Genomic DNA, 24,109 nt, shown 5'->3' on the forward strand with positions numbered 1-24,109 from the left:
AAGGATACTATCCTTGGTGATGTTTTATAGTGCAAATTTACAATAATAATTTGAAAGTATTTAAAAAAAATGTTAAAAAAGAAAGGGTTATTGTCTACGTAGATGGTTTTAACCTTTATTTTGGGATGACCTCAAAATATAAAAATACCAAGTGGCTTGACTTATATTCACTATCCAAAAGTCTTTTAAAATCTAATCAAACACTTGAAGAGGTTAGATATTACACTGCAATGATTTCAAACAACGATGCAAAAGTTAAACGTCAAGTTTCTTATGTTGATGCTTTAAAAAATTCTGGCGTTACAATAACATTAGGTCATTACAAAAAAAAGAAAAAACACTGTCGGTCTTGTAAATCAACTTGGTTTACGCACGAAGAAAAAATGACAGATGTAAATATCTCTGTTGATTTAATTAAACACGCAATGGAAGATAGATATGATGCTGCAATGTTAATTTCAGGTGATAGTGATTTAGTTCCACCTATAAATGCAGTACACTCATCTTTTCAAAAAAAGAGAGTTTTTGTAGCATTTCCCCCAAATCGTGCAAATGATGATGTACGTCGTGTAGCAAAAGGTTATTTTACAATAGGTAGAAAAACACTTATCGATAACCAATTTAGCTCAACAATTAATTTAGCTAATGGCAAAACTTTAACTAAACCAAAAGATTGGTTATAATTACCAATAAATCCACTTTTCCCCACCACCCAAGTCAGCGGTTATAAAAAAATAGGTTTATAAAGTGTAGTACTACGCCATAGCATATTACTTTTTTTCGTACCTCAAAAAAGCAATAAGCTATTGTCTAAAAGTCCCGTATAAGTAGCTTGTTTAAATGCTGTTTTATCAAACAACTATTTAAAACGCTACCCATACAAACGCTTCATCCAACGCTCAATTTGGGTCTAAAACCTATTTTTTTAAGTGTTAATTCCCCAGAAAAGTTATATTTATAGTATGAAACAAATGATTGAAGATTTATTTGATTTATTCTTTCCTCACGATTTAGATGAAAACGGTAATAAAATCGTAAATCCAGAAGGAGATGATTCTTATGGTACAAAACTTTTCACAATCATTATGCTTGTTATAATTGTAGTATTGGCAGGTATAACATTAAATTAATAAAAGATAGCAAATATATGTGGCTTCCTACAGCCAACGCTAAAAGGCTATAAAGCTCAAGCCTACGGTTTTTTAAAAAACTTTTTATTACTACTTCAAAGCAATTTTTCGTTTTGCTTATAGCATTTTCCATTTAATTAAAATTCCTAAAAAACTTTTTTAAAAAAAGCTTGACAGCCTTACCCAAGCCACAAAGCGGAAGGCTTTCTTTTTTTAATTTTTTTCTTTTTCATTTTCAAAAAAAATATGTGTGAGCGTAGCGAACTTTTAATTGGATAGCTATGCCTTATTTTGAAATGAAAACCCACCAAATCGGAAGAACCTACTCGAACCCTCATTTTTTTATCCTAAACAAAGGGCTTAACAGCGGAAAACCGCTCTCAAATCCTTGTCCAAACTGTTTTGTAATAATCACAAAAACCGAAGCAGATAAAAACACGCTTTTTCACTTGTCTATGATGTTGCAAATAGGCGGTTTTTACGCTTATTATTTAAAAGGTAGTGTTATTCCGTTTATTTCTGTAGATGATTGCAAAAAAACGCTTAAAAATGGCATCAAATCTTCTCATATTGTCAGCGACCAGATGCAAAAACACATAAAAGCGGTTGAGGTTATCAGTAAAAAGGAAAAAGAGCTACAAAATGTCATTGATAAAATGGCAGTTTTAAAGGTCGCATACATCCGTAATTGTTTCAAACTAATGCAAACTAAAGAAGCATAATGCAAAGGCATCAGACAAGCCCAAAACAGTAACAAAATGGCATAATTCTCGTTATATTAGTAACGTAAAAAAGGTTTAAAAGCAATATCAAGTCCATACCAAGTCCGAACAAGTATTAATTTTAAATTGTTATAAAAATGGGAAAAATTCCACAGGGTATTCTAGGAAGCTTATCAGGAAAGGTAGGTAGTATTATTGGCGGTAGTTGGAAAGGTATTGACTATATCAGAATCAAGCCAGCAAGCGTAGCGAATCCGCGAACAGAAGGGCAGGTAAATCAGCGTAATAAATTTACTATTACATTGGAGTATCTTCAAGCAACAAGCGATTTTATTAAAGTTGGATATAAGGCTTTTGCTGTTAAGAAAACAGAATTTAATGCTGCAATGTCTTATGTGTTAAATAATGCAGTAGGAGGTATCGCACCTAACTTTACAATCGATTATTCTTTAGCTTTATTAAGTAGAGGTTCTTTGTCAAGTGTTTTAAATGGTTCAACCGATTTAGCAACACCAGGACAAGTAACTTTTGATTGGGATGATAACTCGGCAGAAGGTAATGCAAACGCAACTGATAAAGCGATGGTATTAGTTTACAATCCAAGTAAAAAAGAATCTGTATCAATTCTTGATGGTGCTGATAGAACTGTAGGTTCTCAAGTAATTACTATACCGAATACCTATGCAGGAGACACAGTAGAGCTATTTATGGCGTTTGTTTCTGCTGATGGTACACAAGTATCGAATAGTGTGTATTTAGGCTCTGGTACGGCAGCTTAATAACTTTAAGTTTAAATACATATTGAAAACCGTTTCTATTAATTTAGAAGCGGTTTTTTTATATTTTTAGATCACTTCAAATGATAGGTAAAAATGTTATACCTATGTTGTACCCTTTTTTAATTAATCTTTTAAAACCCTTTATTTATAAGGGTTATTTGAGTTAATTAATATAATACATTGTTGGCGGTAGTTTTTATTCCGCACTTTGAATTGGTGTACAAATCTCAATTATAAATCCATTTAAATCACGCAGATAACCAACTTTTTGCCCCCAAGGTTTTGTTACCGTTTCTTCCAAGAGTTCAGCTCCACTTTTAATTGCACTTTCCATTACTTTCTCAACTTCTGTGGTCGTAAATGCTAATTCAATTCCAAATGGTTTTTCACTTAATTTACTCTCTGTAAATCCTTTTTTAAAGTTAGAATTGCCAAGTCCAAGATTCGCAAATGCGATTGTGGTAGTTCCTGAATTAATTTCCCCATAATCGTTTTCTGGTGTCAAGAATTTTTGCTCAAAGCCAAATGCTTTTTTGTAAAACTCCATTGTTTTTGGTACGTCCGAAACGTAAAGAATTGTGTAAGCGTACTGAATGTCCATTTTTAATGTTTTAGATTGTTGATATTTAACAATACTTTCTTCTGTGCTGTTATCTTTGTTTTTGCAGGAAATTAGTAAGGCTAAACTAATTGATAAAAGCCAAATTTTCATATCGTTGATTTTTTCACAAAGTTAGTCGACTGGATAAAGTCTGCTTTGTAAAAAAACGACATTACCTAAAACAATTCGGATTTTCGCCTGAAATTCGCTTGAATTCATAAGTCATATGTGAATTGTCAAAAAATCCCATATCGAATGCTATTTCTAAAAGGCTCATATCTGTTGAAGTAGCTATTGTTTTTTTTGCATTCTTGAAACGCACAATATTTGCAAATTCTTTTAGGGTCAAACCAATATAATTTTTGAAACGTCTTTCCAATTGCCTTAAACTTATATGATGTGATTTTGCTAAATCTCCAATATTTACAACTCCGTTGAATAGCCTTATATTTTTTGTTACCGACAAAATCATTTGGTCTTGTCTTTCGTAATTTTCTCTAAAGGATGTCTCTATAAAATTTTCGAGAAAGTTCACTTTATCTGTAATGGTTTCTAATTCATTTAGTTGATTTAAACTAACAAGGTTTTTTGTTGGAAATATTTGTGACAATTCAACCCGTAAGTTTTTGGTTTCGTTAAGCGGTATTTTGGATAAAGAGCCGAACTTTTCGGTTTTGAAACGAATTCCGATTAAATTCGATTCTGTCGCTAATTCCATTCTCTGATAATTTGTCATTACTCCCGACAAAAAACCTTTGTTTTGGTTTAAGTCAAAAATTAAATCCGCACACGTATCAGGTAATACTTTGAAATTCTCACTCGTTTTATTTTTCGAAAAAGTCCAAAAAGAGTCAATTAAATCGTCAAGTCCTTTTGATGGTTTTATTTCTTGGTACATTGTTTTCTTTAATTACCGCCAACGTGTTTGTGTAAGATTAGTTGCGTGGTTTAAGCACCTAATTTAGCAAATACAAACCAAATAGAAAATCCGCGAGGATTTTCGTAAGTAGGCTTGCACCAAGCAATTAATTTTACACGGTGTTGGCAGTAGTTATTTTATCATCCAAATGGTGGTTCTAACTTCGGTGAAATAGTTTCATTTAGAATTTCCTCATATTCCTCAAAAAACTTTTCAGCTAATTTTTTCAATTTTAAAGTAACTAAATCAAGGTCAGAACTCTCAAATATCATTAAATGTGAATTACCATATTTATGAAAAGACCTAGTGATTAAAACTTCTGAATTTTTAACTTCTTCAATTTCAATTTCATCATTTGCTAATTTACCCTCAAATAATCTTCCCTCTATTAATAAAACAGGAAAATAGAAAGCACAAGTATTTTTTCGTTCATTGATTTTTTGTGAAAAATATTCACAAGCTTTTGTAACTGATTGAACAGCCTCATATGATTTATCAACTCCTTTGTGAAATGCTGTTTGAATAGAGTATCCAATGCTTCTGTTATTTTTAAAGAAAAGGTCAGACTTATAATCTTCTTTTCCGTTTATTGATTTTATAAAATATTCTCCATTTTTAGTAAAATAAACAGGAAGTTCTTCTCCAATATGGTTCAAAATCTTATCATTCTTTAGGACTATCCAAGGTTTGTCATTAGATTTTTTACATTCAATAACAAAAGTAATATGAGTCCAAGTGTTATTTATTCTTTTAAACTTACTGGCTATAATATCTGTTTCTCGAAATTTTTCTGTTTCAAAATCTTGATAGTAAACAGATTGAGCAACTTCAAAATCTTCTTTCAATAGAGAGTTTACAAATTTCATTTCAAGAGGAAATCCTCCTTTCAGTAACCAATCCTTGATTTTATTCTCCATCTGTTTCGTTTAATTACTGCCAACGGCTTCGTGTTATGATGTGTTGCGTTGATAAGGAACTAAGTTAGTAAAAAGTCACGAACCAGAGGAAAATCCGTAGGATTTTCCGAGTAGGCTAGTGGTAGCAATACATTATACACGTTGTTATAAACTGGTACGACACATTTGAGTAATCACGATTAGATAAAGAGCGTTGGAGTACGAGTAATCACATTTAGCGAGTTTGAGTAATCAGAATAAGCCATAAGAGTTAAAAATTCCGCAAACAAGCTCAAAATCCGTTAGATTAAGAAATTCCGAGCGAGTAAGATTCCGATTCTGTAAATTTCGAAAACTTCATTTGGTTGTTTTGGAGAATACTTGCTTAAACACAAAAAAAAATCGCGAAAAAAAACCAGGCTTTTTTTCGCTACAATGAAATTCAGAGTTTGAGTGAGAACAAGTTCCGAAGTTTAAATTTTAGTAATTCAATTTCGTTTGGAGTTACAATTTCGGAGTACTTGTTTGTAACGGTCTCGTGTATGAGCAGTAGCGGATTTCAAGCCACTAAACTGTCAGATAGCACAGACCTTTGATTAATGTTTTTATGTTTCAAATTAGCACTCAACCCGCTATTGCTTATACACAATGTTGTGCGGTCGTACTTTTTTTCATTCCGTTTGTCAGTCAGCGTTGGCGAAAGACATACTCTTTTGCAATTTTTGGTTGCAGCGTTGGCATGTGCGAATTGCAAATGTGTATGGCTTTGTGCGTTGGCTTTCATTCTACATTGCTCTTTCTTGATATAAATGTTCTTGAAATCCGATAAAGGTTTCTCTAATCGACTTTATATCTCCTAATTCTCTCTTTGCATCTGCAATCGCTTTGTATTTCAATTCCAATAAGTCAGGAAGTTTTGAATCGTCCAATTCGTTAACTCCTTCTTTTACGTATTGCTCCAATACAAAATTTAAAAACTCTTGTTGTTTTTGGTTGTAATCGTTCAATTGAATTTTCGCTCTTCCTGCACGTTCTAATCTCGGAACAAGGTCTTTGTGATAAGCAACGTAACTCAATACATCAAAAAGGTCGCTGTCTTCTCCATGTATCAAGTTTCTTAAATCTTCTAATTGAGTATTGGTATATCCTTTTTCGCTTAATTCTGTCAGTAGTTTTTTTCTTGTACTTGGCAAACTCCAAATCTTTCGTAATTCACTTTCGCTTTTGAAGAATTCTGGTAAATCGCCAAATAGTTGCTCGATAAATTCCGCTGACGAAATTGGTTTTCCTGTTGGACTCCAAAAAGACGTTTTAATCATTGAATCAATTTCACGCACTTTATTGTCCGACAATTTTACTTTTATCATTTGCCTTGGTGGCGTTTCACAAACGCAAGGGATATTATCACATTCAGGACATGGTTCTGGTTCAGGTCGTTCACAAACACATGGTCTTTCTCCACAAATGTTGCAAGGTCTTGGTACTCCGCCTCCTGTTGGTGGTTCCGGTTCTAATGGTTCTCCATCCCATTCTGGGTCTTGGAAATGATTGTGAGCATTCACAAAATCGAAAATTGTGAAATAGTCTTTTCCATCAAATAGGCGAGTTCCTCTACCAACAATTTGTTTAAACTCAACCATTGAATTTACAGGACGCATTAAAACAATGTTTCTGATTTCAGGTGCGTCAACTCCTGTACTCAATTTTTGAGAAGTGGTTAAAATGGTTGGAATGCTCTTTTCGTTGTCTTGAAAATCTCGTAAATGTTGCTCTCCAATTTTTCCATCATCCGCTGTTACTCTGTGGCAGTAGTTTGTATTTCTGCTTGTTGCATATTGATTGATTAAATCTCTAACTGCTGCTGCATGAATTTGAGTAGCACAGAAAACCAATGTTTTCTGATTTTGATTTATCAAATCCATAAAGAGTTTTACTCTATATTCTTCTCTTGCCTTTATCTCAATGATTCTGTTGAAATCAGCTTCTGTATATTCTCGTCCTTCTTCAATTTCGCCTTCCACTTCATCATCAGAAGTGTAGGTGTAATCATCAATGGTCGTGTCAATTTCTTTGACCTTAAAAGGCGTTAAGAAACCGTCATTGATTCCGTCTTTTAATTTGTAACTGTAAACTGGGTCGCCAAAATAGTCATAAGTATCACCGTTTACATCTCGTTTTGGTGTTGCAGTTAAACCCAATTGAACAGCAGGTGAGAAGTAGTCCATTATGGCACGCCAAGAACTTTCGTCATTTGCACCACCTCTGTGGCACTCGTCAATAATTATAAAATCGAAAAAATCATTTGGGTATCGACCAAAATTAAAATTTACTACATCATAAACCACTTGTGGTTCAGCAGCTTGTCTTTGGTCTTCAAGTTCTGTTTCTGTTTGCACATTGGTCATGAAACTTTGAAAAATGGTAAAAAAGACATTACCATTTTTAGGCACACTACCTTTCTTCCTTATCTCGGAAGGGCGAATACGAACTTTTATATTTTCGTCTATGGTGTCGAATGCATTGAAAGCATTAAAAGCTTGGTCTGCCAATATATTTCTATCAGCCAAAAATAAAATTCTTGGTGCTCTGCTTGCATCACGTCTTAAATTCCATTTGGCGTGAAACAGTTTCCAAGCGATTTGAAAAGCTATGGCTGTTTTTCCTGTTCCTGTGGCTAATGTTAGTAGGATTCTATCTTTTTTCTCTGCTACAGCTTCCAACACTTTGGCAATGGCATTTTGTTGGTAATATCTTGGTTGCCAAGTTCCACCTCTGTCTTCAAAAGGAATCGAAAACAAGCGTTCTTTCCAATTGGCAATCTCAACTTTGTAATCTTCTTTGGGTGTTGGGTAGGTCATTTCCCAAAGCTCATCAGGTGTTGGATATTTTGACACATCACCTTCTGTACCTTCTTGCATATCTACACCATAAATCTGCAACCCATTGGTACAATAGGTAAAACGAATATATAAACGCTCTGCATAATCTTTGGCTTGTCCTAAACCTTGTGTGTAATAGTCATCTCTTTTTTTGGCTTCAACAATTCCTATTCGTCTGTTTTTATACTCCAAAACATAATCGGCAAACAAAGGTGTAGCACGTCTATTTTGACCAATAAGACGACCTTTTGTAATAGGAAACTCCAAACGCAAACGACTGCCTTCAATAATGCCCCAACCTGCCTCACGTAAAGCAGGTTCTATTAAATCATGTTTGGTTTGTGCTTCATTCATACTAATAAACTCTTTGTTTCCAACCGTTTCTAGGTTTTGGTGTTATTTGACGCATAAAATTATTGAAGTCGGCTGCATATCTGCCTTCTTCTGGTACTATGCCTTTTTTGATTAATCGCTCGTCAATGATTAGATATAATTCTCTGAAAAAGTCCTTTGCAGCTTTCGGATAATTGTCATGATAACCTGCTTCAATTCCTAAATATTTCTTTGAAGCGAAACACACCAAATCGCTCAACTGAACCATTGGATTTTTTTCTGAATCAATTGGATAACTAAATTCTGAAATCCATTTAACTCTTTTAGTTTTGGTTGGGTGAAATCTTCTATGTTTTGTTAAGGTTTCAATTTCCGTTTTTAAACCGTCTTTCTCGTCAATAATTACCATGCCTCTTGCAGTTGACCCGAGTCTTGCTTTTACAAACCATTCAATTGTTGTAATGCCATTGTCATAGCAGAGTAAGTATGGCGTTTTTAGTTCAACATGGTCTTTGTTTCTGATTGGTGCTACATCATAAGCGTTAAGCTGATTCTTATCTACTGCGTGAAGAAATATTTGGTGTCCTCTTGTTTGCAAAAGAGTTAATAAGTCTATGGCAAGTTTGTTTCGTCTTGCTCGGTCATGACCTGCAAATAGCCCATCACCATTTGGGCTTAACAGTTCGTGAGAGTGTAGCTCAAAGTTATCTGGGATCGTACCACCAAAATATGCTTTGACTATTTTTTCAAATTCTCCATGAGTTTTGTTCCAACCTTTATCTTTTACAATAACACCTCCTAAAGTGAAAATAGGCGATTCAGGATTGGTTAAATCCCTTAAATTACATCCTGCTTCATCTATATAAAAAAAGTGCATATTAAATCGTGTTTGGTTTGTGCTCCGTTCATTTTAATCTTCTACTAACTGATTATCATTGATTAAAAAAGGCAAGCCAAACACAGATAATTTCAATTCTTCAATTAATTTGGTATTTGCTTTTATATTCAATTCAACCTGGTCTGTTATTTCTTTCATTCTGTCTAATACTTCCACGATATTGTTTTGAATTTCAATAGGTGGTATTATTAACGGACAATTTAAAATATCTGCTTTTCTCAGGTTTGTTTGATTTTCACCATTGTTGAATTTTAAATAGTATTTATTTCTATTTAATTGATAATAAAGAAACTTGCTGTTAAACCTATCAGAGCGAATTGCACATATACGTTGATTTAGAGAGTATTTGTCATCTTCATCAATTAAAAAACACTTGGCAAGTGCTTTTCCATTAGGTACATCACTCATTACTAATACAACGTCATTTTCATATAAGGGAAAAATTTGGTTAAGAGTAAATTTTCTGATATCACCGTCAGAAGAAATAAACTTTGAGTTTACTACTACGAATTCTCCATTACTGTCAATGGCTTTTTCATGAGCCTTACCATTAAAAAATTCACATGATTCTCCAACGGTACTTATTTCCCAATCATCTTGTCTGTTTGCATCAAGAGTTTGCAGGTATCCTTGAAAAAAATTGTCATTAAGCAATTGGTTTGTTTCATCATTGAGACTGTTAATTTCTTCTACAATCTCATTAGGTAATCTATCTGAAATTTCTTCAGCTTTATTTGGGTTTGAAATGGTTAAATCATAAGTGGAACCATCAATTTCAGAAATTGGCGTAATCCAAGATATGTCTGATTGCTCAAAGCTATTTTGCTTTTCAAGAAAATCGATTAAATCATTATCTGTTATAGGTGAACGTTTACCAAGGCTTCTGTCTACTTTAAGCTCGTATGTCCAAATTCTTTTAGTCGGTGAACCTTTGGTAAAGAAAAGTACAACTGTCTTTTGTCCTACTCCTGTAAATGTTCCAACTGGTAAATCAAGGATTGTGTGTAAATCACAGCTTTCCAATAAATGCTTTCTTAATGATATTGAAGCATTATCAGCGTTGCTTAAAAAAGTGTTTTTGATTACAATGGCTGCTCGACCGCCTGCTTTTAAACTTTTGATAAAATGCTGTAGAAACAGCGAAGCTGTTTCTCCTGTTTTTATGTCAAAGTTTTGTTGTACTTCTTTTCGTTCTTTTCCACCAAATGGTGGATTTGCAAGAATTACGTGATAACGGTTTTTCTCTTGAATGTCACGTATGTTCTCCCCAAGTGTATTTATGTGGATTAGGTTTGGTGCTTCAATGCCATGAAGAATCATGTTCATAATTCCAATCACATACGCCAAGTTCTTTTTCTCTTTTCCAAAGAGTGTTTCTTCTTGTAGCGTTTTAAGATTGTCGGTGGTTTTCTCCATACGCTCGTACAAATACTCATATGCTTCGCATAAGAAACCACAAGAACCTGCCGCACCGTCATAGATTTTTTCGCCAATTTGTGGGTCAACAACATTTATCATCGCACGAATAAGCGGTCTTGGTGTGTAGTATTGTCCACCATTACGACCTGCATTACCCATGTTTTTTATCTTGCTTTCGTACAAGTGGCTCAACTCGTGTTTATCGGTTGAAGCACGGAAAGGCAGTTCGTCTGCATATTCCAAAATTTCACGCAGGTTGTACCCACTTTGGATTTTGTTTTTCAGTTCAGAGAAAATTTCTCCAATCTTGTATTCGATGGTTTTGGGGTTGTCGGCTTTTTGTTTGAATTCAGCCAAGTATGGAAACAACTTGTTGTCTACAAACTGAACCAAATCTGGTCCTGTCATGGCTTTGTGGTGGTCGAGTTTTCCGTCTGCTCCTTTTGGCATTGCCCAATTTGGCCAACGGTATTCTTCATCTAAAATGAAGTTGTATTCTTCTCCACGTAGTTCTGCTTCGTCTGCTTTGTCTTGTTCCAATTCATCCAAGTAGCGTAGGAACATCACCCAAGAGGTTTGTCCTATGTAATCTAATTCGCTGTCTGCTCCTGAATCTTTGTAGAGCAGGTCATCTATGTTTTTAAAAGTCTGTTCAAAACTCATATTTCAGTTTCTTCTTTTTTATTTCGTTTAGAGCGTTGGCAAAAAAACAGCTCTTTTGGTTTTTCAGCGTTGGCTTTTGTGTCGGCAAAAACCAAATGTGCTGTTTGTGCGGTTGGCTTTTCTTGTATGCCGCACAACGTTGTTGTATATGGAACGTTGCGTTGGGTTAAACTCTGTTTTAATTAATTTACTCTTATTTTTGGTTTTAAAATAGTTTTTCCAAATGTGCGAGGAAAAGCAATGTTTTATATACGGTGTTACCTGCTGTATTTTTATTCCGATTTGTTTATATTAGTTGTCTAAAATTAATCAATTATGTCAAGACAACCTGTTTCTAATGCCGATTTTATTTCTCTGACCGAAAAAGCATTTTTAAATGTCCAATTTTGTTACTCTTTACCTACTGAAGATAAAATAGATTTTAAAAACTGTATCGTTACAACATTTAGTCCGAAATATAAAAGTAAAAGGGTTTATAAATCTGTTGGTTTTTATACAAACTTAAACGATAAATGTCTAAATTCGTTAGAAGGTGACTATGCTTATATCTCTACAGATTTTGATTTGGATTCTGTTCATTCTATTGTAGATAAAATTAAATCAGTCCACTCTATCGAGTAGGTTCGTCATCTGTTCCTACAATACGGTCAATTGTTCGTCCTTCGTATCCCGCTCCTGAATTCCAAGAACCTGTCATAACAAAATCCCAAATTCCATTTGCCATTGGTAAATTTACATCTCCTGTTTGTGGGTCGTGAGTTAGTGTTACAGCATATAATCTAGTCAGAGAATGGTCCATTTCTCCTCTTCGTGTTCTAAATTTCATAAATGCTTCTAAATCTTTTATCTCCATTCGTTTGTTGTTTATATTAGTTGTTTAATTTAATTAATTATGGATAAAAATCCTTCTAAATACTTTGATAAAATTCTCACTTTTCTTTCTTCCGATTATAATCGTACATTTACTATCAATGAAGTTGTAAATCATATTTATAAGAAAGAAATAAAAAACAATAGTAAAATCTCTAGTGGTTTAGATGGGCTAATTGCTGACAGTCCTTATAAATCAAACATAATTAATGCTATTATGTTTCTTAATTCAGAGGGTTTAGTTGCTTATGATAAGTCAGAAGAGACTGTTTTTATAAATACTAAAGGTTTCGTAAAGAATAAAACAGAAGGATTTGTTTCTGAAATTCGCAATAAAAAGGCTAACCTTTGGTTACAAAGACTTGCTTGGTTAGTCGCAATACTGACTTTTATCTTTTTTGTCTTTAGTAAAATTCCTAAAGAATGGGTTGAAAAAATCTTTTAGTCTTTCTATATTCTTTTCCCTATTTATAATAAGAGTTATCAATGTTGTCAATATAACTCCATACCCAACAGCGTTGATTATCACATTCTCAAATTCCATTCGTTTGTTGTTTTTTCCACAACGTTGCTCCATATTGCAGGTAACGTGTTTGTGTTATGGCTAGTTGCGTTGGCAAGAACTAAGTTAGTAAAAAGAAACGAACCATTAGGAAAATCCGCTAGGATTTTCCGAGTACACATTGACTAGCAATTAGTTATACACGTTGTTAGCAACTGTTATATTTCTACTTTCTGTCCGTCGTGTAAAACTCTGTAATATTTACCTTTTTCTATGAGTAAACCTTCTGATTCACTATTGGGAAAGTTTTTATGATAATCTTTCGGATGCTTTACGTCAATTCCTATTACTTTTCCATTAAACTTTCTATTCACTTTAGACTGAAGTGTGTGGCCAACTACAATTGATTTAGCATTAAAATTCTGAAGACCCAGTTCAACATCTTCTTGGGTTAAATCGTCTTTAAAATAGCCTCTATACCAAGAAATTCCTGTATGGGTTGAATTTAAAAACTGTTCTTTGGTTTTTTTGAGTTTGGGATAAAATGGTTTATAATAATTATTGCTCGTAATCTCATTGACTTCATCTATGCTCAAATTATAATCAACTAAATCTGGATGTATTCCTCCGTGTGTGAAAAGTGTGCCGTTAATGAGTTCCATTGTGTTTTTACTTGACATCCATTTACCTATAAAAGAATTTGAATTGTACAATTGATGTTGTTGTTTTTCTAAAATTGAAGCAACGTGAAAATACTTTGGGGATGAAGAATCATAATTTCCTTGCATATTTTTCAATTCGTGATTACCCAAAATAAAATGAACAAAACCACCCTTTTTTATAGCATCTTGTTCTAATTTGTATATAAACCATAGGACTTGGGTTGTTGAAAAACCTCTATCAACAAAATCTCCTACTAGAACTAAATGCCCAGTATCAAATATCCAGTTTAAGTTTTTGTCGATAACCTTGTTGTTAATAAGAAAATCACGAAACGTTTTATAGCCACTTTCTATATCAGAAATTGCTAAAATTTTATTAATATCATTATAGGTACTTAAGGGCTTTTTGATGTCTGCATTTATAGAAAATTCAAAGCGTGTCGAATCAAGTGGGAAGTAACAAAAAGCTGGAATTTTTGAGTTTGTTGAATGTTCTTTTTGTTCTAGAAAGAAGCCATCATTTTGATTTCCTTTAATATAATTTACGTTTAAAATACTATCATTTTTATAAAAAACATAAGGTCCATCTTTATCCCAATCCATCATTTTAGGATTATCTCCATAGTGCATACTTGCTCCGTGATAAAGACCAAATAGAATTACTGAAATAGTGATGATTAAAAATGTTATGAATACGTGTTTTACGTATCTAAGAATTCTTTTTTTCATTATTTGTGATTTTAATTTCAGCAAACATAAATCGAGTTATTGTACGTGTATAATAATAGTGATATACAACCTTGGTAGATGTACAAAGAATTTTGTAACGTATGTAAAGTCATTTCATCACGCTTTAGCCTCCTTACAAAACCTTGAATTAGATGTTTGTCAACCTTTTTGTGAAAGGTTATTTATACTTCTATTTTTGTCGTATGAAAACCAAAAAACGCAATAAGAAGTGGGTGATACTATTTTTAATATCAGTTGCTTTAATACCTATACTAATTACAATTTATGAAGTCATTTTTACAGATGATAAATCCGTTGTCTTTCTAGGAAATTACAATTCTAAAATAGCTATAATTGTTATTTCCTATTATGTTCTGCTTCTTGGTTTGGGCGTTTATTGGTTTATTCGTCAGCTTATTTTTATTGCAAAGCTGAAAAGCGAACAATCAAAAGTTGAATTAATGCTCTTAAAAAGTCAAGTTAGTCCGCATTTTTTCTTTAATATGCTTAACAATTTATATGGTTTGATAAATAAGGACGTAATAAAAGCACAAGAATTAATTTTAAAATTATCTGATATGATGCGTTACAGCATCTACGAAAGTGAAAATGAAACGGTAACCTTAAAAGAGGAAGTTGATTATTTAAAGAATTACATTGAGCTTCACAAAATGCGTTACCACAAGAATATAGTAGTTGACTTCAAGTGTAATATCGATGAAAATAGAAGAGTTGCTCCGTTGCTATTTATAATTCTTTTAGAAAATGCTTTTAAACACGGCGTTGAGAATTTAAGGGAAGATGCGACCGTGACAATCAATTTAACTTCATCAGAAAGCAATATAAAGTTTACGATAGAAAATGATTTTGATAGTTCTGAAAACTTGAAAAAAAAGCCTGGAATTGGTTTGAAAAATTTAAAACGAAGATTAGAATTGACGTATCCAAATAAGCACAGCTTGTTGTTTTCGAATACCGAAAATACTTTCAATGCACAATTAACTTTAAACTAATATGATTACTTATTTAATTATTGATGATGAGCATATAGCACACGACATTATAAAAGACTATTGTGATTTATTGCCAAATATGGAATTAATGAAAAATTGTTACGATGGATTGGAAGCATTTGAATATCTGAATAAAAATGAGGTGGATTTGATTTTTTTAGACTTGAATATGCCCAAACTGAAAGGTTTTGAATTTCTTAAAACATTAAAAAATCCGCCAAAAGTAATTGTGACAACTGCCTATAAAGAATTCGCTCTTGAAGGATATGAACTTAATATTTCTGACTATTTATTAAAACCCTTTGGGTTTGAACGCTTTTTAAAGGCGATTAATAAAACGTTCAGTACATCAAATACACAAGAATCTATCTCGTTTAAAAGCAATGTAGATTCAAAGCGTATTTTTCTTCGAAGCAATAAAAAGTATATACAAGTAGAAACCGATATTGTTTTGTTTATCGAAGCATCAGGAAATTACACAAAAGTGATAACAAAAAACGAAACCATTACTGTTCGAGAAAAAATATCGAACGTATTAGATTTGTTACCGAAAGAAGGTTTTTTGCAGGTTCATAAATCATTTGCTGTTGCTCCAAAGCATATTAAAAGTATCGAGGGAAACAGGATATTTATTTCAGACCATATTATTCCTATTGGTAAATATTATAAGGCTAATGTTAATCGATTATTGAAGTAAGTTTTTTCTAATAGTTGCTAACTGGTTATATCCAAACAAATATATCGTTTTTTGAGTATTATGTTCCGGATATGACAAGTTTTTGCTTTTGTTTATCAGTGTTCATATATTGATTTACAGCAATATCTAAAGGGCTTTTAATCATCAGTAAATCCTTTTTGGCAACATGTGTGTAAATCATTGTAGTTTCTGGTTTTGCATGACCTAATAGCTCCTGTATGTATCTTAAATCAATACCATCTTCTAATAAATGTGTGGCATAGCTATGACGCAATGTGTGCGGTGTAACTCGTTTGTAAATTTTTGCTAAACGACAAGATTTTTTTAAAAATTGACGTACACTTTCTGCACTGTATTTTTGATGGCTTTGTCCTTCAACAAAATACCGTTTAGGCACATAAGTGATCATATAGTTATGCAATAGCGGTAAAAAACTTTCAGCAACAATCACATAACGGTCTTTTCTGCCTTTTGAATTCTTAATTAGAATTTGCCTTCTTCTAATATCAATATCTCTTAATTCTAAATTTATTAGCTCACTAATTCGAAAACCACATGAATAAATCATAGCAATAATAGCTCTGTGTTTTAAATTTTTTGTGACTCTTATTAGTTCAATAACTTCATTTTTAGAAAGTACTGTTGGTAAATACCTGTCTCTTTTTGGACGTACCAATTCAATAGTGTCAAAGGCAATTTCCGGATAAAACGTTTTGAAAATTTTTAAAGCACTTATAAACTGTCGTTGTTTACTAATAGAATATTTTCTTTTAATATATACGTCTTCAATATATAGCTCAATTGCTCTATTTGTTAATTCTTCTGAAGGTGATTTGTGATAATAAGCTAAAAAATCTGCTACTAATAGAGTATACGTGTCAATGGTGCTTTTGCTGTAGCGTTTCCCTTTTAAATATTTAAAAAATCCATTTAAAATATCACGTTGATTTGAAGTAAGCAAACTCACATTGTGTTCTATTTTTAAAACTGGTGTATTCACAACTTCAGTGTCGTCTATGATGTAATTTTTTAATGTGTCTCGAATGGTTTTTAAATTCTTTTCTGAACGCTCAACATACCAACATTTTAAAAATAGACTCCACTTTCTTCCTGGAATTGTTTTTACCAAATCAATAATGGCATCATTGTATTTGAAACAAATTAGTATTTGCTCAGCTTTGTTATGATACTTTATTTTTAGAGTAATATCAGGTTGTTTCATAAGTACAAGATTAAATTATCCAATCATGTAATGTAGAAAATTATCTAAACAAAAGCAAGTAAAGTGAGTCTTAAATTTAGAGGAAACAGAAGTCTTTTTATTCGTTATTAAAGTCCAACAACTCATCAATCGTATTTGCTGTAACCGAATGATAGTTAGGTCGGGATTTTTTATAAATGGCTAAGGCTTCTTCCGTTTTACCATTTTTTTCGAAAGCTTTAAAAAGGGTATTCACATACCAACGTCTGCCAACTCGAATCAGAAAGTCTTCAATATTTTGATCTACGTTATTTCCGTGATAATCTAAATTTATCGCTTGTTCAAACCACACCATTGCAATGTGTGAATTGCTGGCATTACTTAGATTAAAAGCATCGTCCAATCGCATCATGTCTTTAGCTGTCATAGTTTCTGGGAAGTTTCTGATAAAGTGAACCCACTCTAAAGTTGTCCAGTCTTTTGTAATGGAAGTATCAATAGTATCGCTTTCTAAAAACTGCTCTAAGGCTTTTTCAGCGTTGACAAATTTATCTGAGCTGATTATAGCTTGGTTAGACGGAATACCTGGTTGATAAATCCATTCTTCAGTATTAAAGGTTACATTATTTGGTTCTAATAAATTTGTGTTTAGGTAGTCCACAAATTTTTCAGTTGTAATGGTCGAAAAGGCATGGGTTTTAAAATAGTTTTTTAAAAAGGCATCAAATTTTTCGCGACCCACAGTTTCTTCTAGGGTTCTTAAAAATAAATATCCTTTGTCGTATGCAATACTGTTCATGCCATCATCTGGATTTTTATCTGCGAGATCCAGTTTGAGTTTGGTTCTGTTGGGTTCCTCTTTAAAACTTTCAATTTCATCATCTAAGTCTTGTCTGCCAATTAAAGCAATCATATTAGCTCTGTCTTTTCCGTAGAGCGCTTCCATGATTCGTATTTCAAAATAGACTGTAAACCCTTCGTTTAGCCAGAAATCATTCCATGTGGCATTGGTTACCAGATTTCCAGACCAGGAATGTGCTAATTCATGTGCAATTAATGAGGTCAAACTCTTGTCGCCTGCAATGACAGTTGGTGTTGCAAATGTTAAACGCGGATTTTCCATGCCTCCAAATGGAAAACTAGGAGGTAAGACAATCACATCAAACTGATCCCAGTCGTAATCACCATATAAATTTTCGGCAGCAACAACCATTTTTTCCATATCTGAAAATTCATTATGAGCTTTCTCAATCATTGATTTTTCTGCATAAACTCCTGTACGTTCACTTACTGCTTTGTACTCAATATCTCCAACGGCAAGTGCCATTAGATAAGGAGAAATAGGTTGTTTCATTGTAAAGGAATAGACACCATCGGGTGATTTTGTTTTCGGATTTTCAGCACTCATCACTGCCATAAGTTCTTTGGGAACTTTTACAGTGGCATCATAGGTGATACGAATTTGCGGACTGTCTTGAATGGGAATCCATGTTCTGGTTAAAATGGCTTGCCCTTGCGTGAATAAAAAAGGATGTGTTTTGTCTGCTGTTTGTTGCGGACTTAGCCACTGCAAGGCTTCAGTTTTATCTGTTGTATTGTAATATACAGTTATGGTTTTAGTAGTGTTTTTTATATCGATAATAAGTGCTTGTCCTAACTGCTCATCAAATTCCCCAAGTTCAAATGTTGTCTGTTTTCCATCAGCTTCAACCTTATTAATCTCTAAGAATTTTGTGTCTAATATGATGTTGTCGGCATTGTTGTTTTTTATGGAATAAGTTGCTTTTCCACTAATAATTTCTGAATCAAAATCTACTGTTATATCTAAATCTAAATGATTGATTACAGAAGTGTTAGGTTTAGCGTATGAATGTAATTCTTCAGCATAAGTCATTGTTTTTTCTTCTTCTTTAGGTTCAGCTTTACAACCGAAAACCAGTAATAATAGTGATAGTTTAAAAAAAGCAGCTTTTTTTGTAATAGTCATTATATAATAATTTAATTAGTCTTGATAAACTTTTCCTCTGTGAGGTTTTAATGCATCTCTAATGGGCTTCATGTCTTGTTCGTTTACAACCATAAAGGCAATAGCATGCATATCATTTAAAGCATTAAAGTCTGTAATGCTAACGTTTAATTTTTGAATAGTAATATATTCTTTTAAATGAATTGTGTGGTGTTCTGCTGTTTTTAATGCATTAGGACCACGAAAATCCCAAATGAGTTTTAGTTTACGCATACAGAAGTGCCTTTTTCAGCAAAATTTTTAAAATCCTGCATGTATTTTAAGGATTGTTTTTTAAAAGCATTAGGCATTAAAAATAGCATAATTCTCATTGATAAACTCAAAGGGATAAATTCATTAACAGAAGTCCATTTTGTAAATCCTTCATCGGTTTCCGAAAAATAATTTTTTTGAATGTTATTCATGCTTTTCGTGCTGTACGTAGCAGAGAATTCATTAGGAAAAGCGCTATTGGTAATCGTTTCTATGATTTCCATGTGTCGTTTACCAAATTTATATTTAAGCTTAAGTTTTGAGCCTAAATCTCCTGGATTCCCTAATATATGTTCAGTAGAAACAAGTCCTCTTTGCCAATGTTTCATATTATCGATGTTGTTCATTTTTTTTACAAATACATCAAGAGGGACTTTAACTATAATTTCTGTAGTGTAAAGCATTTCGAGGGATTAATTTTGTTGCACTAAATATACTGTCTTTTTTTATAATTATAATGGTGTTTGTGTAGTTTCAGGTGTCATTTTAGTTTAGTGGTTCATAAAATCGGATAATCGTAAATGCCACATAAAGGAAAACTGTAAATTAATGTCACTTAAGTGTCTTTTAGTTGATACTAAATTACTATGTTAGACGTTTAGAAAAAAGCAACTTGTTAAATCTATGAATTGTATTATTTTTGCTGAAATTTGATACATTCGTATGGTATTTTTAATTTATAATTATAAAACAATGAAACAACTTATTACTGTAATTTTCTTTTGTTTATCGCTTACTGTTTTTGCACAAATTGATAAAAACGATGTCTTGTTTACTGTTGATGATGATTCTGTTAAGGCTTCGGAATTTGTTAGAGTTTATAACAAAAATCTAGATTTAGTAAAAGATGAATCCCAAAAAGATATTGATGCCTATCTTGAACTTTTTATTAATTATCAGTTAAAAGTTAAAGAAGCAAAGCGTTTGGAACTTGACAAAGACGCAAAATACGTTAGGGAGTTTTCTAATTATAAGTCGCAACTCACAAAGAATTTTATGTCTGATAGCGAAGTGACTGATCTTTTAGTAAAAGAAGCTTATGAGCGATCAAAAATGGATATCAAAGCATCTCACGTATTGATTAGAATTGATGAAAATGAGAAGGATACCATACAGGTTTATAATCGGTTATTAGAATTACGCGACCGCATTATCAAAGAAGGTTATGCTCCTGTTCAAAAGCAAGTACATGACGGAAAAATGGTTTTTGCAGAAGATTTAGGCTATTTTTCTACCTTTAAAATGGTGTATCCTTTTGAAACTGCGGCATACAATACAAAGGTAGGTGAGGTTTCAATGCCGTTCAGAACGCGTTTTGGTTATCACATTGTTAATGTTACAGATAAACGTCCTTCATTGGGTGAAGTGACAGTAGCACATATAATGGTTGCTAATAAAAGCAATCAAAAGGATAGTTTAGTTAATCCTGAAACACGTATCAATGAGATTTATAAAAAATTACAGCAAGGCGAAAAGTTTGAATCCTTAGCTAAACAGTTTTCAGATGATAAAAGCAGTTCTGCTAAAGGCGGACTTTTAACTCCGTTTACGGGTGGGCAATTAGGCTCTCAAGAATTTGAAGATATGGCTTTCAGTCTAAATAAAAAGGATGAAGTCACTAAACCCTTTAAAACCGATTTTGGTTGGCATATTGTGAAGTTAATCAACAAAAAAGGGATTGAGCCTTACGAAGATGCTAAAGCGGCATTAGAAAATAAAGTAAGACGTGACTCACGTTCTCAACTTATCAACTCTGCTTTGGCAAACCAACTAAACGAAAAATATAAGGTTGCCGATAATGAAGAAGCTTTAGCTTATTTTGAAAGCATTATTAATGATAATTATTTTAAGCAATCTTGGGTTGTTCCTGAAGATTTAGAAGCAGACAAAGTATTTATGACCATTGGCACCAAAACCATAACCTATGCTGATTTTGCCCAGCATTTATTTAAAAATCAACGTAATTATACCAATAAAGTCATTAGTGCAAATGCTGTTATCAATGGTATTTACGATAGTTACAAAGAAGAACAAATTATTCTTTATCATAAAAATAATTTAGAGTTTGAAAACGAAGATTTTGCTCATGTTTTGAAAGAATATAGAGATGGATTACTATTGTTTGATCTTATGGAAAAACAAGTGTGGAATGCTGCCTCTAAAGATTCTGTAGGATTAAAAGCATATTACGAAAGTCACAAAAGTGACTACATGTGGGAAGATAGAGTAGATGCTGTAATTTTAAGTTCAGCAGATGAAAAAATGATTAAAAAAGCAATGAGCTTATTAGAAAAAGGCGACTCTATTGAGGCAATAAAAACAGAACTAAATAAAGGGGAAACTCAAAATATCATATCGACAAGTGCTGTTTTTGAATTTGGAAATCAAGCATTGCCTAAAGATTTTGAATTTAAAAAAGGAGTTTCAAAAATATACAGACATAATGATGCATATCACGTTATAAACGTAGATTCGGTATTACCAAAAAGTCCAAAAACAATTGATGAAGCTCGCGGAAAAGTTGTTAGTGATTATCAAAACCAAATTGAAAGTGATTGGATCAAATCTCTCCATGAACGTTACACGGTAAAAGTCAACAATAAAGTACTTAAAAAGGTAAAATCTCAAATACTAAACTAGTTGTTTAAAAACTATATCATTCTCATATTGTGCGCTTTTGGATTATCATCCTGTAATTTTTTTAAGACAACAGATGATCGAATTCCTGTGGCAAGAGTTAATGATTCTTATCTGTACGAAGAAGATATAAAAACACTTGTAGGAGAAGGTGTTTCGGAAGAAGACAGTACGTTTGTAGTAAACGGATTTATAAATCGTTGGGCAACGCAGTTACTTCTTGTGGATGGCGCAGAGCGGAATCTTTCTGAGGAAAAACAAGACAGCTACCAAAGGTTAGTAAATCAATATAAAAACGACCTTTTTACAAAAGCCTATCTTGAAGCTTTGGTTAAAAAAAGTATCGATACAGTGATTAATGATGAGGAAGCACTTCAGGTTTATGAAGCCAATAAAGAAACCTTTAAACTCAATGAAGAATTAGTGCAATTTAGATACATCACTATTCCAAATAATGCTATTAATGAAGACGATATTAAAGAACGGTTTAAACGCTTTGATGAAGACGACAAACAATACCTGGATTCCATTTCTGTGCAATTTAAATCTTATTCGCTTAATGATTCCATATGGATTCAAACCTCACAGATTGTAAATAAAATTCCAGCTGTAAATTCAGAAAATAAAAAAGAACTGTTAAAAAAATCTAATTTTATACAGCTCAAAGATTCATTAGACCTATATTTGGTGCAAATTAAAGATGTTTTATTTCAGAATGATACAGCACCTTTAGACTATGTAAAACCTACTATTGACCAGATTATTATCAACAAAAGAAAATTAGAGCTTATAAAAAAGCTTGAAACAGATATTACCAAAGATGCTATTAAAAATAAACAATTTGAAATTTATAAATAACACCAAACGAACTATTGCAATAGCCTTGATTCTGTGTGCGCAAATCGCTGTAGGGCAAGAGATCATTGAAGATGAAGTTGTGGAGTCTAAAACGCAAAAAGACACTGTTAAATCAAGTGATCGCGTTAAAATTGATGGCGTTATTGCTGTTGTTGGTGATTTTGTCGTTCTGGATTCTGATGTTGATAAAGAATTTATTCAGCTTCAAGCCAGAGGCGTTTCTACAGCAGATATAACACGATGCCAATTGTTTGGTAAATTGTTAGAAGATAAATTGTATGCGCATCATGCCATTCAGGATAGTATTCCTATTAATGAATTAGAAATCCGTTCTAGTATAGAACAACAAATCAATGCTTTTTTAGAAACTAAAGGAGGCACGATGGAAGAATTGCTTTCATTTTATAATAAAGATAGCGAGCAAAGCTTACGTGACGAAATGTTTGAGCTTAACAAAAACTCAAAGTTAGCTGGAGATATGCAGCGTAAAATTGTATCAGAGATTGAAGTTACTCCAGAAGAAGTTAGAGAATACTTTAATACTATTCCAGAAGATGAACGTCCAGTTTTTGGTACAGAATTAAAAGTTGCTCAAATTGTAATCATTCCTGAGATATCTAAAGAAGAAAAACAAAGAGTCATCGACAAACTGAAAGAGTTTAAAGCAGATGTTATAGAAAATGGAGCCAGTTTTACGACTAAAGCTGTATTTTATTCAGATGATATTCCTTCTCGTAAAGATGGAGGTAAATACACTTTAAATAAAAAGCGTCCTCGAATGGTAAAAGAGTTTAGAGATGTCGCTTTTTCTATGCAAGAAGGAGAAATATCTGAGCCTTTTGAAACCGATTTTGGATACCATATTATTTTATTAGAAAAAATTAGAGGGCAAGAGTATGATGTTAGACATATTTTACTTAGACCTAAAGTTACAGAAGAAGCTAAAACAGCCGCTAAGGATAAGATCAATAAAATAAGAGAACGTATTGTCGCTGGAGAATTAACATTTGCTGCTGCTGCAAAAGAATTTAGTGATGAAAAAGAGACGCGAAATGATGGTGGACAATTAATCAATCCTTACACGCAGGATTTTAATTTTGAACTGACTAAAATGGATCCAGAGTTATACGGACAAATTCAAGATTTAAAAGATGGAGAAGTGAGTTTGGTATTACAGGATCAAGATAGAGTAAACGATATAAAATATAAATTATTAATGGTTACTGACAGAATTGATGAACATGAAGCCAATTTTGCAAAAGATTATTTAAAAATCAAAAACTTAACCCTTCAGGATAAACAGATACAAGAAATCGCTAAATGGCAAGAAGAAAAAATTAATGATACTTACATCAAGATTAATGGCGATTACAGAGATTGTGAGTTTACAAGTAACTGGTTAAAAAAAGAAAAAAATTAAAGT

At 32.7% G+C, this 24,109-nt stretch carries 23 protein-coding genes; 11 read left to right on the forward strand and 12 right to left on the reverse strand.

Annotated elements, in window-relative coordinates; all coding sequences use genetic code 11:
- Nucleotides 1–50: 50 nt before the first annotated feature.
- The 4 genes from ACRHNM_RS14605 (at nt 51) to ACRHNM_RS14620 (ending at nt 2,631) form a co-directional block, all read left to right on the forward strand.
- Complete coding sequence (locus ACRHNM_RS14605; protein ID WP_431137394.1) at nt 51–683, forward strand: NYN domain-containing protein; 633 nt, start codon at nt 51–53, stop codon at nt 681–683.
- Between the two features lie 279 nt (nt 684–962).
- Nucleotides 963–1,130 (forward strand): hypothetical protein, encoded by a 168-nt coding sequence (locus tag ACRHNM_RS14610; RefSeq protein ID WP_431137395.1) that lies wholly within the window; start codon nt 963–965, stop codon nt 1,128–1,130.
- 296 nt (nt 1,131–1,426) lie between these two features.
- On the forward strand, nt 1,427–1,852 hold the full coding sequence (locus tag ACRHNM_RS14615; RefSeq protein WP_431137396.1) for a DUF6943 family protein: 426 nt from the start codon (nt 1,427–1,429) through the stop codon (nt 1,850–1,852).
- Between the two features lie 137 nt (nt 1,853–1,989).
- On the forward strand, nt 1,990–2,631 hold the full coding sequence (locus tag ACRHNM_RS14620; RefSeq protein WP_148870633.1) for a DUF6266 family protein: 642 nt from the start codon (nt 1,990–1,992) through the stop codon (nt 2,629–2,631).
- A gap of 196 nt (nt 2,632–2,827) precedes the next feature.
- Here ACRHNM_RS14620 and ACRHNM_RS14625 read toward each other — a convergent pair whose 3' ends face one another.
- From ACRHNM_RS14625 to ACRHNM_RS14650, 6 genes are all read right to left on the reverse strand, one after another.
- The gene (locus tag ACRHNM_RS14625; protein ID WP_431137397.1) at nt 2,828–3,343 is read right to left on the reverse strand and encodes a VOC family protein; all 516 of its coding nucleotides are present in this window, start codon (nt 3,341–3,343) and stop codon (nt 2,828–2,830) included.
- 61 nt (nt 3,344–3,404) lie between these two features.
- On the reverse strand, nt 3,405–4,130 hold the full coding sequence (locus ACRHNM_RS14630; RefSeq protein ID WP_431137398.1) for an AraC family transcriptional regulator: 726 nt from the start codon (nt 4,128–4,130) through the stop codon (nt 3,405–3,407).
- Between the two features lie 161 nt (nt 4,131–4,291).
- Nucleotides 4,292–5,068: a hypothetical protein gene (locus ACRHNM_RS14635; RefSeq protein WP_431137399.1), complete on the reverse strand. Its 777-nt coding sequence runs from the start codon at nt 5,066–5,068 to the stop codon at nt 4,292–4,294.
- 764 nt (nt 5,069–5,832) lie between these two features.
- Entirely contained in the window at nt 5,833–8,280 is a 2,448-nt protein-coding gene (hsdR, locus tag ACRHNM_RS14640) for an EcoAI/FtnUII family type I restriction enzme subunit R (RefSeq protein WP_431137400.1), read from the reverse strand.
- 1 nt (nt 8,281) lies between these two features.
- On the reverse strand, nt 8,282–9,136 hold the full coding sequence (locus ACRHNM_RS14645; protein WP_431137401.1) for a DUF3800 domain-containing protein: 855 nt from the start codon (nt 9,134–9,136) through the stop codon (nt 8,282–8,284).
- Between the two features lie 33 nt (nt 9,137–9,169).
- Entirely contained in the window at nt 9,170–11,239 is a 2,070-nt protein-coding gene (locus tag ACRHNM_RS14650; protein WP_431137402.1) for an N-6 DNA methylase, read from the reverse strand.
- 315 nt (nt 11,240–11,554) lie between these two features.
- Here ACRHNM_RS14650 and ACRHNM_RS14655 point away from each other — a divergent pair, with 315 nt between their 5' ends.
- Nucleotides 11,555–11,860 carry a hypothetical protein gene (locus ACRHNM_RS14655; protein WP_431137403.1) on the forward strand — a complete coding sequence of 102 codons (306 nt, stop codon included), beginning with the start codon at nt 11,555–11,557 and terminating at the stop codon, nt 11,858–11,860.
- Here the strand turns inward: ACRHNM_RS14655 and ACRHNM_RS14660 are convergent.
- Entirely contained in the window at nt 11,850–12,092 is a 243-nt protein-coding gene (locus ACRHNM_RS14660; protein WP_431137404.1) for a hypothetical protein, read from the reverse strand. The genes ACRHNM_RS14655 and ACRHNM_RS14660 overlap by 11 nt on opposite strands.
- A gap of 39 nt (nt 12,093–12,131) precedes the next feature.
- On the opposite strand from ACRHNM_RS14660, the gene ACRHNM_RS14665 reads away from it, so the two are divergent.
- On the forward strand, nt 12,132–12,554 hold the full coding sequence (locus tag ACRHNM_RS14665; protein ID WP_431137405.1) for a hypothetical protein: 423 nt from the start codon (nt 12,132–12,134) through the stop codon (nt 12,552–12,554).
- Between the two features lie 275 nt (nt 12,555–12,829).
- Here ACRHNM_RS14665 and ACRHNM_RS14670 read toward each other — a convergent pair whose 3' ends face one another.
- A complete protein-coding gene (locus ACRHNM_RS14670; RefSeq protein ID WP_431137406.1) occupies nt 12,830–14,002 on the reverse strand; it encodes a metallophosphoesterase in 1,173 nt (390 codons plus the stop codon).
- Between the two features lie 203 nt (nt 14,003–14,205).
- On the opposite strand from ACRHNM_RS14670, the gene ACRHNM_RS14675 reads away from it, so the two are divergent.
- Nucleotides 14,206–15,015 (forward strand): sensor histidine kinase, encoded by an 810-nt coding sequence (locus ACRHNM_RS14675; RefSeq protein ID WP_431137407.1) that lies wholly within the window; start codon nt 14,206–14,208, stop codon nt 15,013–15,015.
- Nucleotide 15,016: 1 nt separating this feature from the next.
- The gene (locus ACRHNM_RS14680) at nt 15,017–15,712 is read left to right on the forward strand and encodes a LytR/AlgR family response regulator transcription factor (protein ID WP_299009812.1); all 696 of its coding nucleotides are present in this window, start codon (nt 15,017–15,019) and stop codon (nt 15,710–15,712) included.
- A gap of 58 nt (nt 15,713–15,770) precedes the next feature.
- Here the strand turns inward: ACRHNM_RS14680 and ACRHNM_RS14685 are convergent, their stop codons facing one another.
- The 4 genes from ACRHNM_RS14685 to ACRHNM_RS14700 all read right to left on the reverse strand — a co-directional run bounded on the left by ACRHNM_RS14685 (nt 15,771) and on the right by ACRHNM_RS14700 (nt 19,595).
- On the reverse strand, nt 15,771–16,934 hold the full coding sequence (locus tag ACRHNM_RS14685) for a tyrosine-type recombinase/integrase (RefSeq protein ID WP_431137408.1): 1,164 nt from the start codon (nt 16,932–16,934) through the stop codon (nt 15,771–15,773).
- Nucleotides 16,935–17,031: 97 nt separating this feature from the next.
- Nucleotides 17,032–18,900 (reverse strand): leukotriene A4 hydrolase C-terminal domain-containing protein, encoded by a 1,869-nt coding sequence (locus ACRHNM_RS14690; protein WP_431137409.1) that lies wholly within the window; start codon nt 18,898–18,900, stop codon nt 17,032–17,034.
- 15 nt (nt 18,901–18,915) lie between these two features.
- Nucleotides 18,916–19,152: a hypothetical protein gene (locus ACRHNM_RS14695; RefSeq protein WP_431137410.1), complete on the reverse strand. Its 237-nt coding sequence runs from the start codon at nt 19,150–19,152 to the stop codon at nt 18,916–18,918.
- Nucleotides 19,140–19,595, reverse strand: a complete 456-nt coding sequence (locus ACRHNM_RS14700; RefSeq protein WP_431137411.1) for an SRPBCC family protein — start codon at nt 19,593–19,595, stop codon at nt 19,140–19,142. The genes ACRHNM_RS14695 and ACRHNM_RS14700 overlap by 13 nt, the downstream gene beginning before the upstream one ends.
- Nucleotides 19,596–19,884: 289 nt before the next feature.
- Here ACRHNM_RS14700 and ACRHNM_RS14705 point away from each other — a divergent pair, with 289 nt between their 5' ends.
- From ACRHNM_RS14705 to ACRHNM_RS14715, 3 genes are read left to right on the forward strand one after another with little or no spacing between them, the layout of a single operon-like run.
- Nucleotides 19,885–21,831, forward strand: a complete 1,947-nt coding sequence (locus tag ACRHNM_RS14705) for a peptidylprolyl isomerase (protein ID WP_431137413.1) — start codon at nt 19,885–19,887, stop codon at nt 21,829–21,831.
- Complete coding sequence (locus ACRHNM_RS14710; protein ID WP_431137414.1) at nt 21,832–22,686, forward strand: peptidyl-prolyl cis-trans isomerase; 855 nt, start codon at nt 21,832–21,834, stop codon at nt 22,684–22,686.
- On the forward strand, nt 22,649–24,106 hold the full coding sequence (locus tag ACRHNM_RS14715) for a peptidylprolyl isomerase (RefSeq protein WP_431137415.1): 1,458 nt from the start codon (nt 22,649–22,651) through the stop codon (nt 24,104–24,106). Before ACRHNM_RS14710 ends, ACRHNM_RS14715 begins: the two co-directional genes overlap by 38 nt.
- The last annotated feature ends 3 nt before the right edge of the window (nt 24,107–24,109 follow it).

Source organism: Psychroserpens mesophilus, from assembly GCF_050617655.1.
Lineage (GTDB): Bacteria > Bacteroidota > Bacteroidia > Flavobacteriales > Flavobacteriaceae > Psychroserpens > Psychroserpens mesophilus_A.

Bases quoted from the DNA above. Each gene is read 5' to 3' on its own strand.
- ACRHNM_RS14610 (WP_431137395.1), top strand. From the start codon at position 963: ATGAAACAAATGATTGAAGATTTATTTGATTTATTCTTTCCTCACGAT.
- ACRHNM_RS14615 (WP_431137396.1), top strand. From the start codon at position 1,427: ATGAAAACCCACCAAATCGGAAGAACCTACTCGAACCCTCATTTTTTT.
- ACRHNM_RS14620 (WP_148870633.1), top strand. From the start codon at position 1,990: ATGGGAAAAATTCCACAGGGTATTCTAGGAAGCTTATCAGGAAAGGTA.
- ACRHNM_RS14625 (WP_431137397.1), bottom strand. From the start codon at position 3,343: ATGAAAATTTGGCTTTTATCAATTAGTTTAGCCTTACTAATTTCCTGC.
- ACRHNM_RS14630 (WP_431137398.1), bottom strand. From the start codon at position 4,130: ATGTACCAAGAAATAAAACCATCAAAAGGACTTGACGATTTAATTGAC.
- ACRHNM_RS14635 (WP_431137399.1), bottom strand. From the start codon at position 5,068: ATGGAGAATAAAATCAAGGATTGGTTACTGAAAGGAGGATTTCCTCTT.
- hsdR (WP_431137400.1), bottom strand. From the start codon at position 8,280: ATGAATGAAGCACAAACCAAACATGATTTAATAGAACCTGCTTTACGT.
- ACRHNM_RS14645 (WP_431137401.1), bottom strand. From the start codon at position 9,136: ATGCACTTTTTTTATATAGATGAAGCAGGATGTAATTTAAGGGATTTA.
- ACRHNM_RS14650 (WP_431137402.1), bottom strand. From the start codon at position 11,239: ATGAGTTTTGAACAGACTTTTAAAAACATAGATGACCTGCTCTACAAA.
- ACRHNM_RS14655 (WP_431137403.1), top strand. From the start codon at position 11,555: ATGTCAAGACAACCTGTTTCTAATGCCGATTTTATTTCTCTGACCGAA.
- ACRHNM_RS14660 (WP_431137404.1), bottom strand. From the start codon at position 12,092: ATGGAGATAAAAGATTTAGAAGCATTTATGAAATTTAGAACACGAAGA.
- ACRHNM_RS14665 (WP_431137405.1), top strand. From the start codon at position 12,132: ATGGATAAAAATCCTTCTAAATACTTTGATAAAATTCTCACTTTTCTT.
- ACRHNM_RS14670 (WP_431137406.1), bottom strand. From the start codon at position 14,002: ATGAAAAAAAGAATTCTTAGATACGTAAAACACGTATTCATAACATTT.
- ACRHNM_RS14675 (WP_431137407.1), top strand. From the start codon at position 14,206: ATGAAAACCAAAAAACGCAATAAGAAGTGGGTGATACTATTTTTAATA.
- ACRHNM_RS14680 (WP_299009812.1), top strand. From the start codon at position 15,017: ATGATTACTTATTTAATTATTGATGATGAGCATATAGCACACGACATT.
- ACRHNM_RS14685 (WP_431137408.1), bottom strand. From the start codon at position 16,934: ATGAAACAACCTGATATTACTCTAAAAATAAAGTATCATAACAAAGCT.
- ACRHNM_RS14690 (WP_431137409.1), bottom strand. From the start codon at position 18,900: ATGACTATTACAAAAAAAGCTGCTTTTTTTAAACTATCACTATTATTA.
- ACRHNM_RS14695 (WP_431137410.1), bottom strand. From the start codon at position 19,152: ATGCGTAAACTAAAACTCATTTGGGATTTTCGTGGTCCTAATGCATTA.
- ACRHNM_RS14700 (WP_431137411.1), bottom strand. From the start codon at position 19,595: ATGCTTTACACTACAGAAATTATAGTTAAAGTCCCTCTTGATGTATTT.
- ACRHNM_RS14705 (WP_431137413.1), top strand. From the start codon at position 19,885: ATGAAACAACTTATTACTGTAATTTTCTTTTGTTTATCGCTTACTGTT.
- ACRHNM_RS14715 (WP_431137415.1), top strand. From the start codon at position 22,649: ATGCTATTAAAAATAAACAATTTGAAATTTATAAATAACACCAAACGA.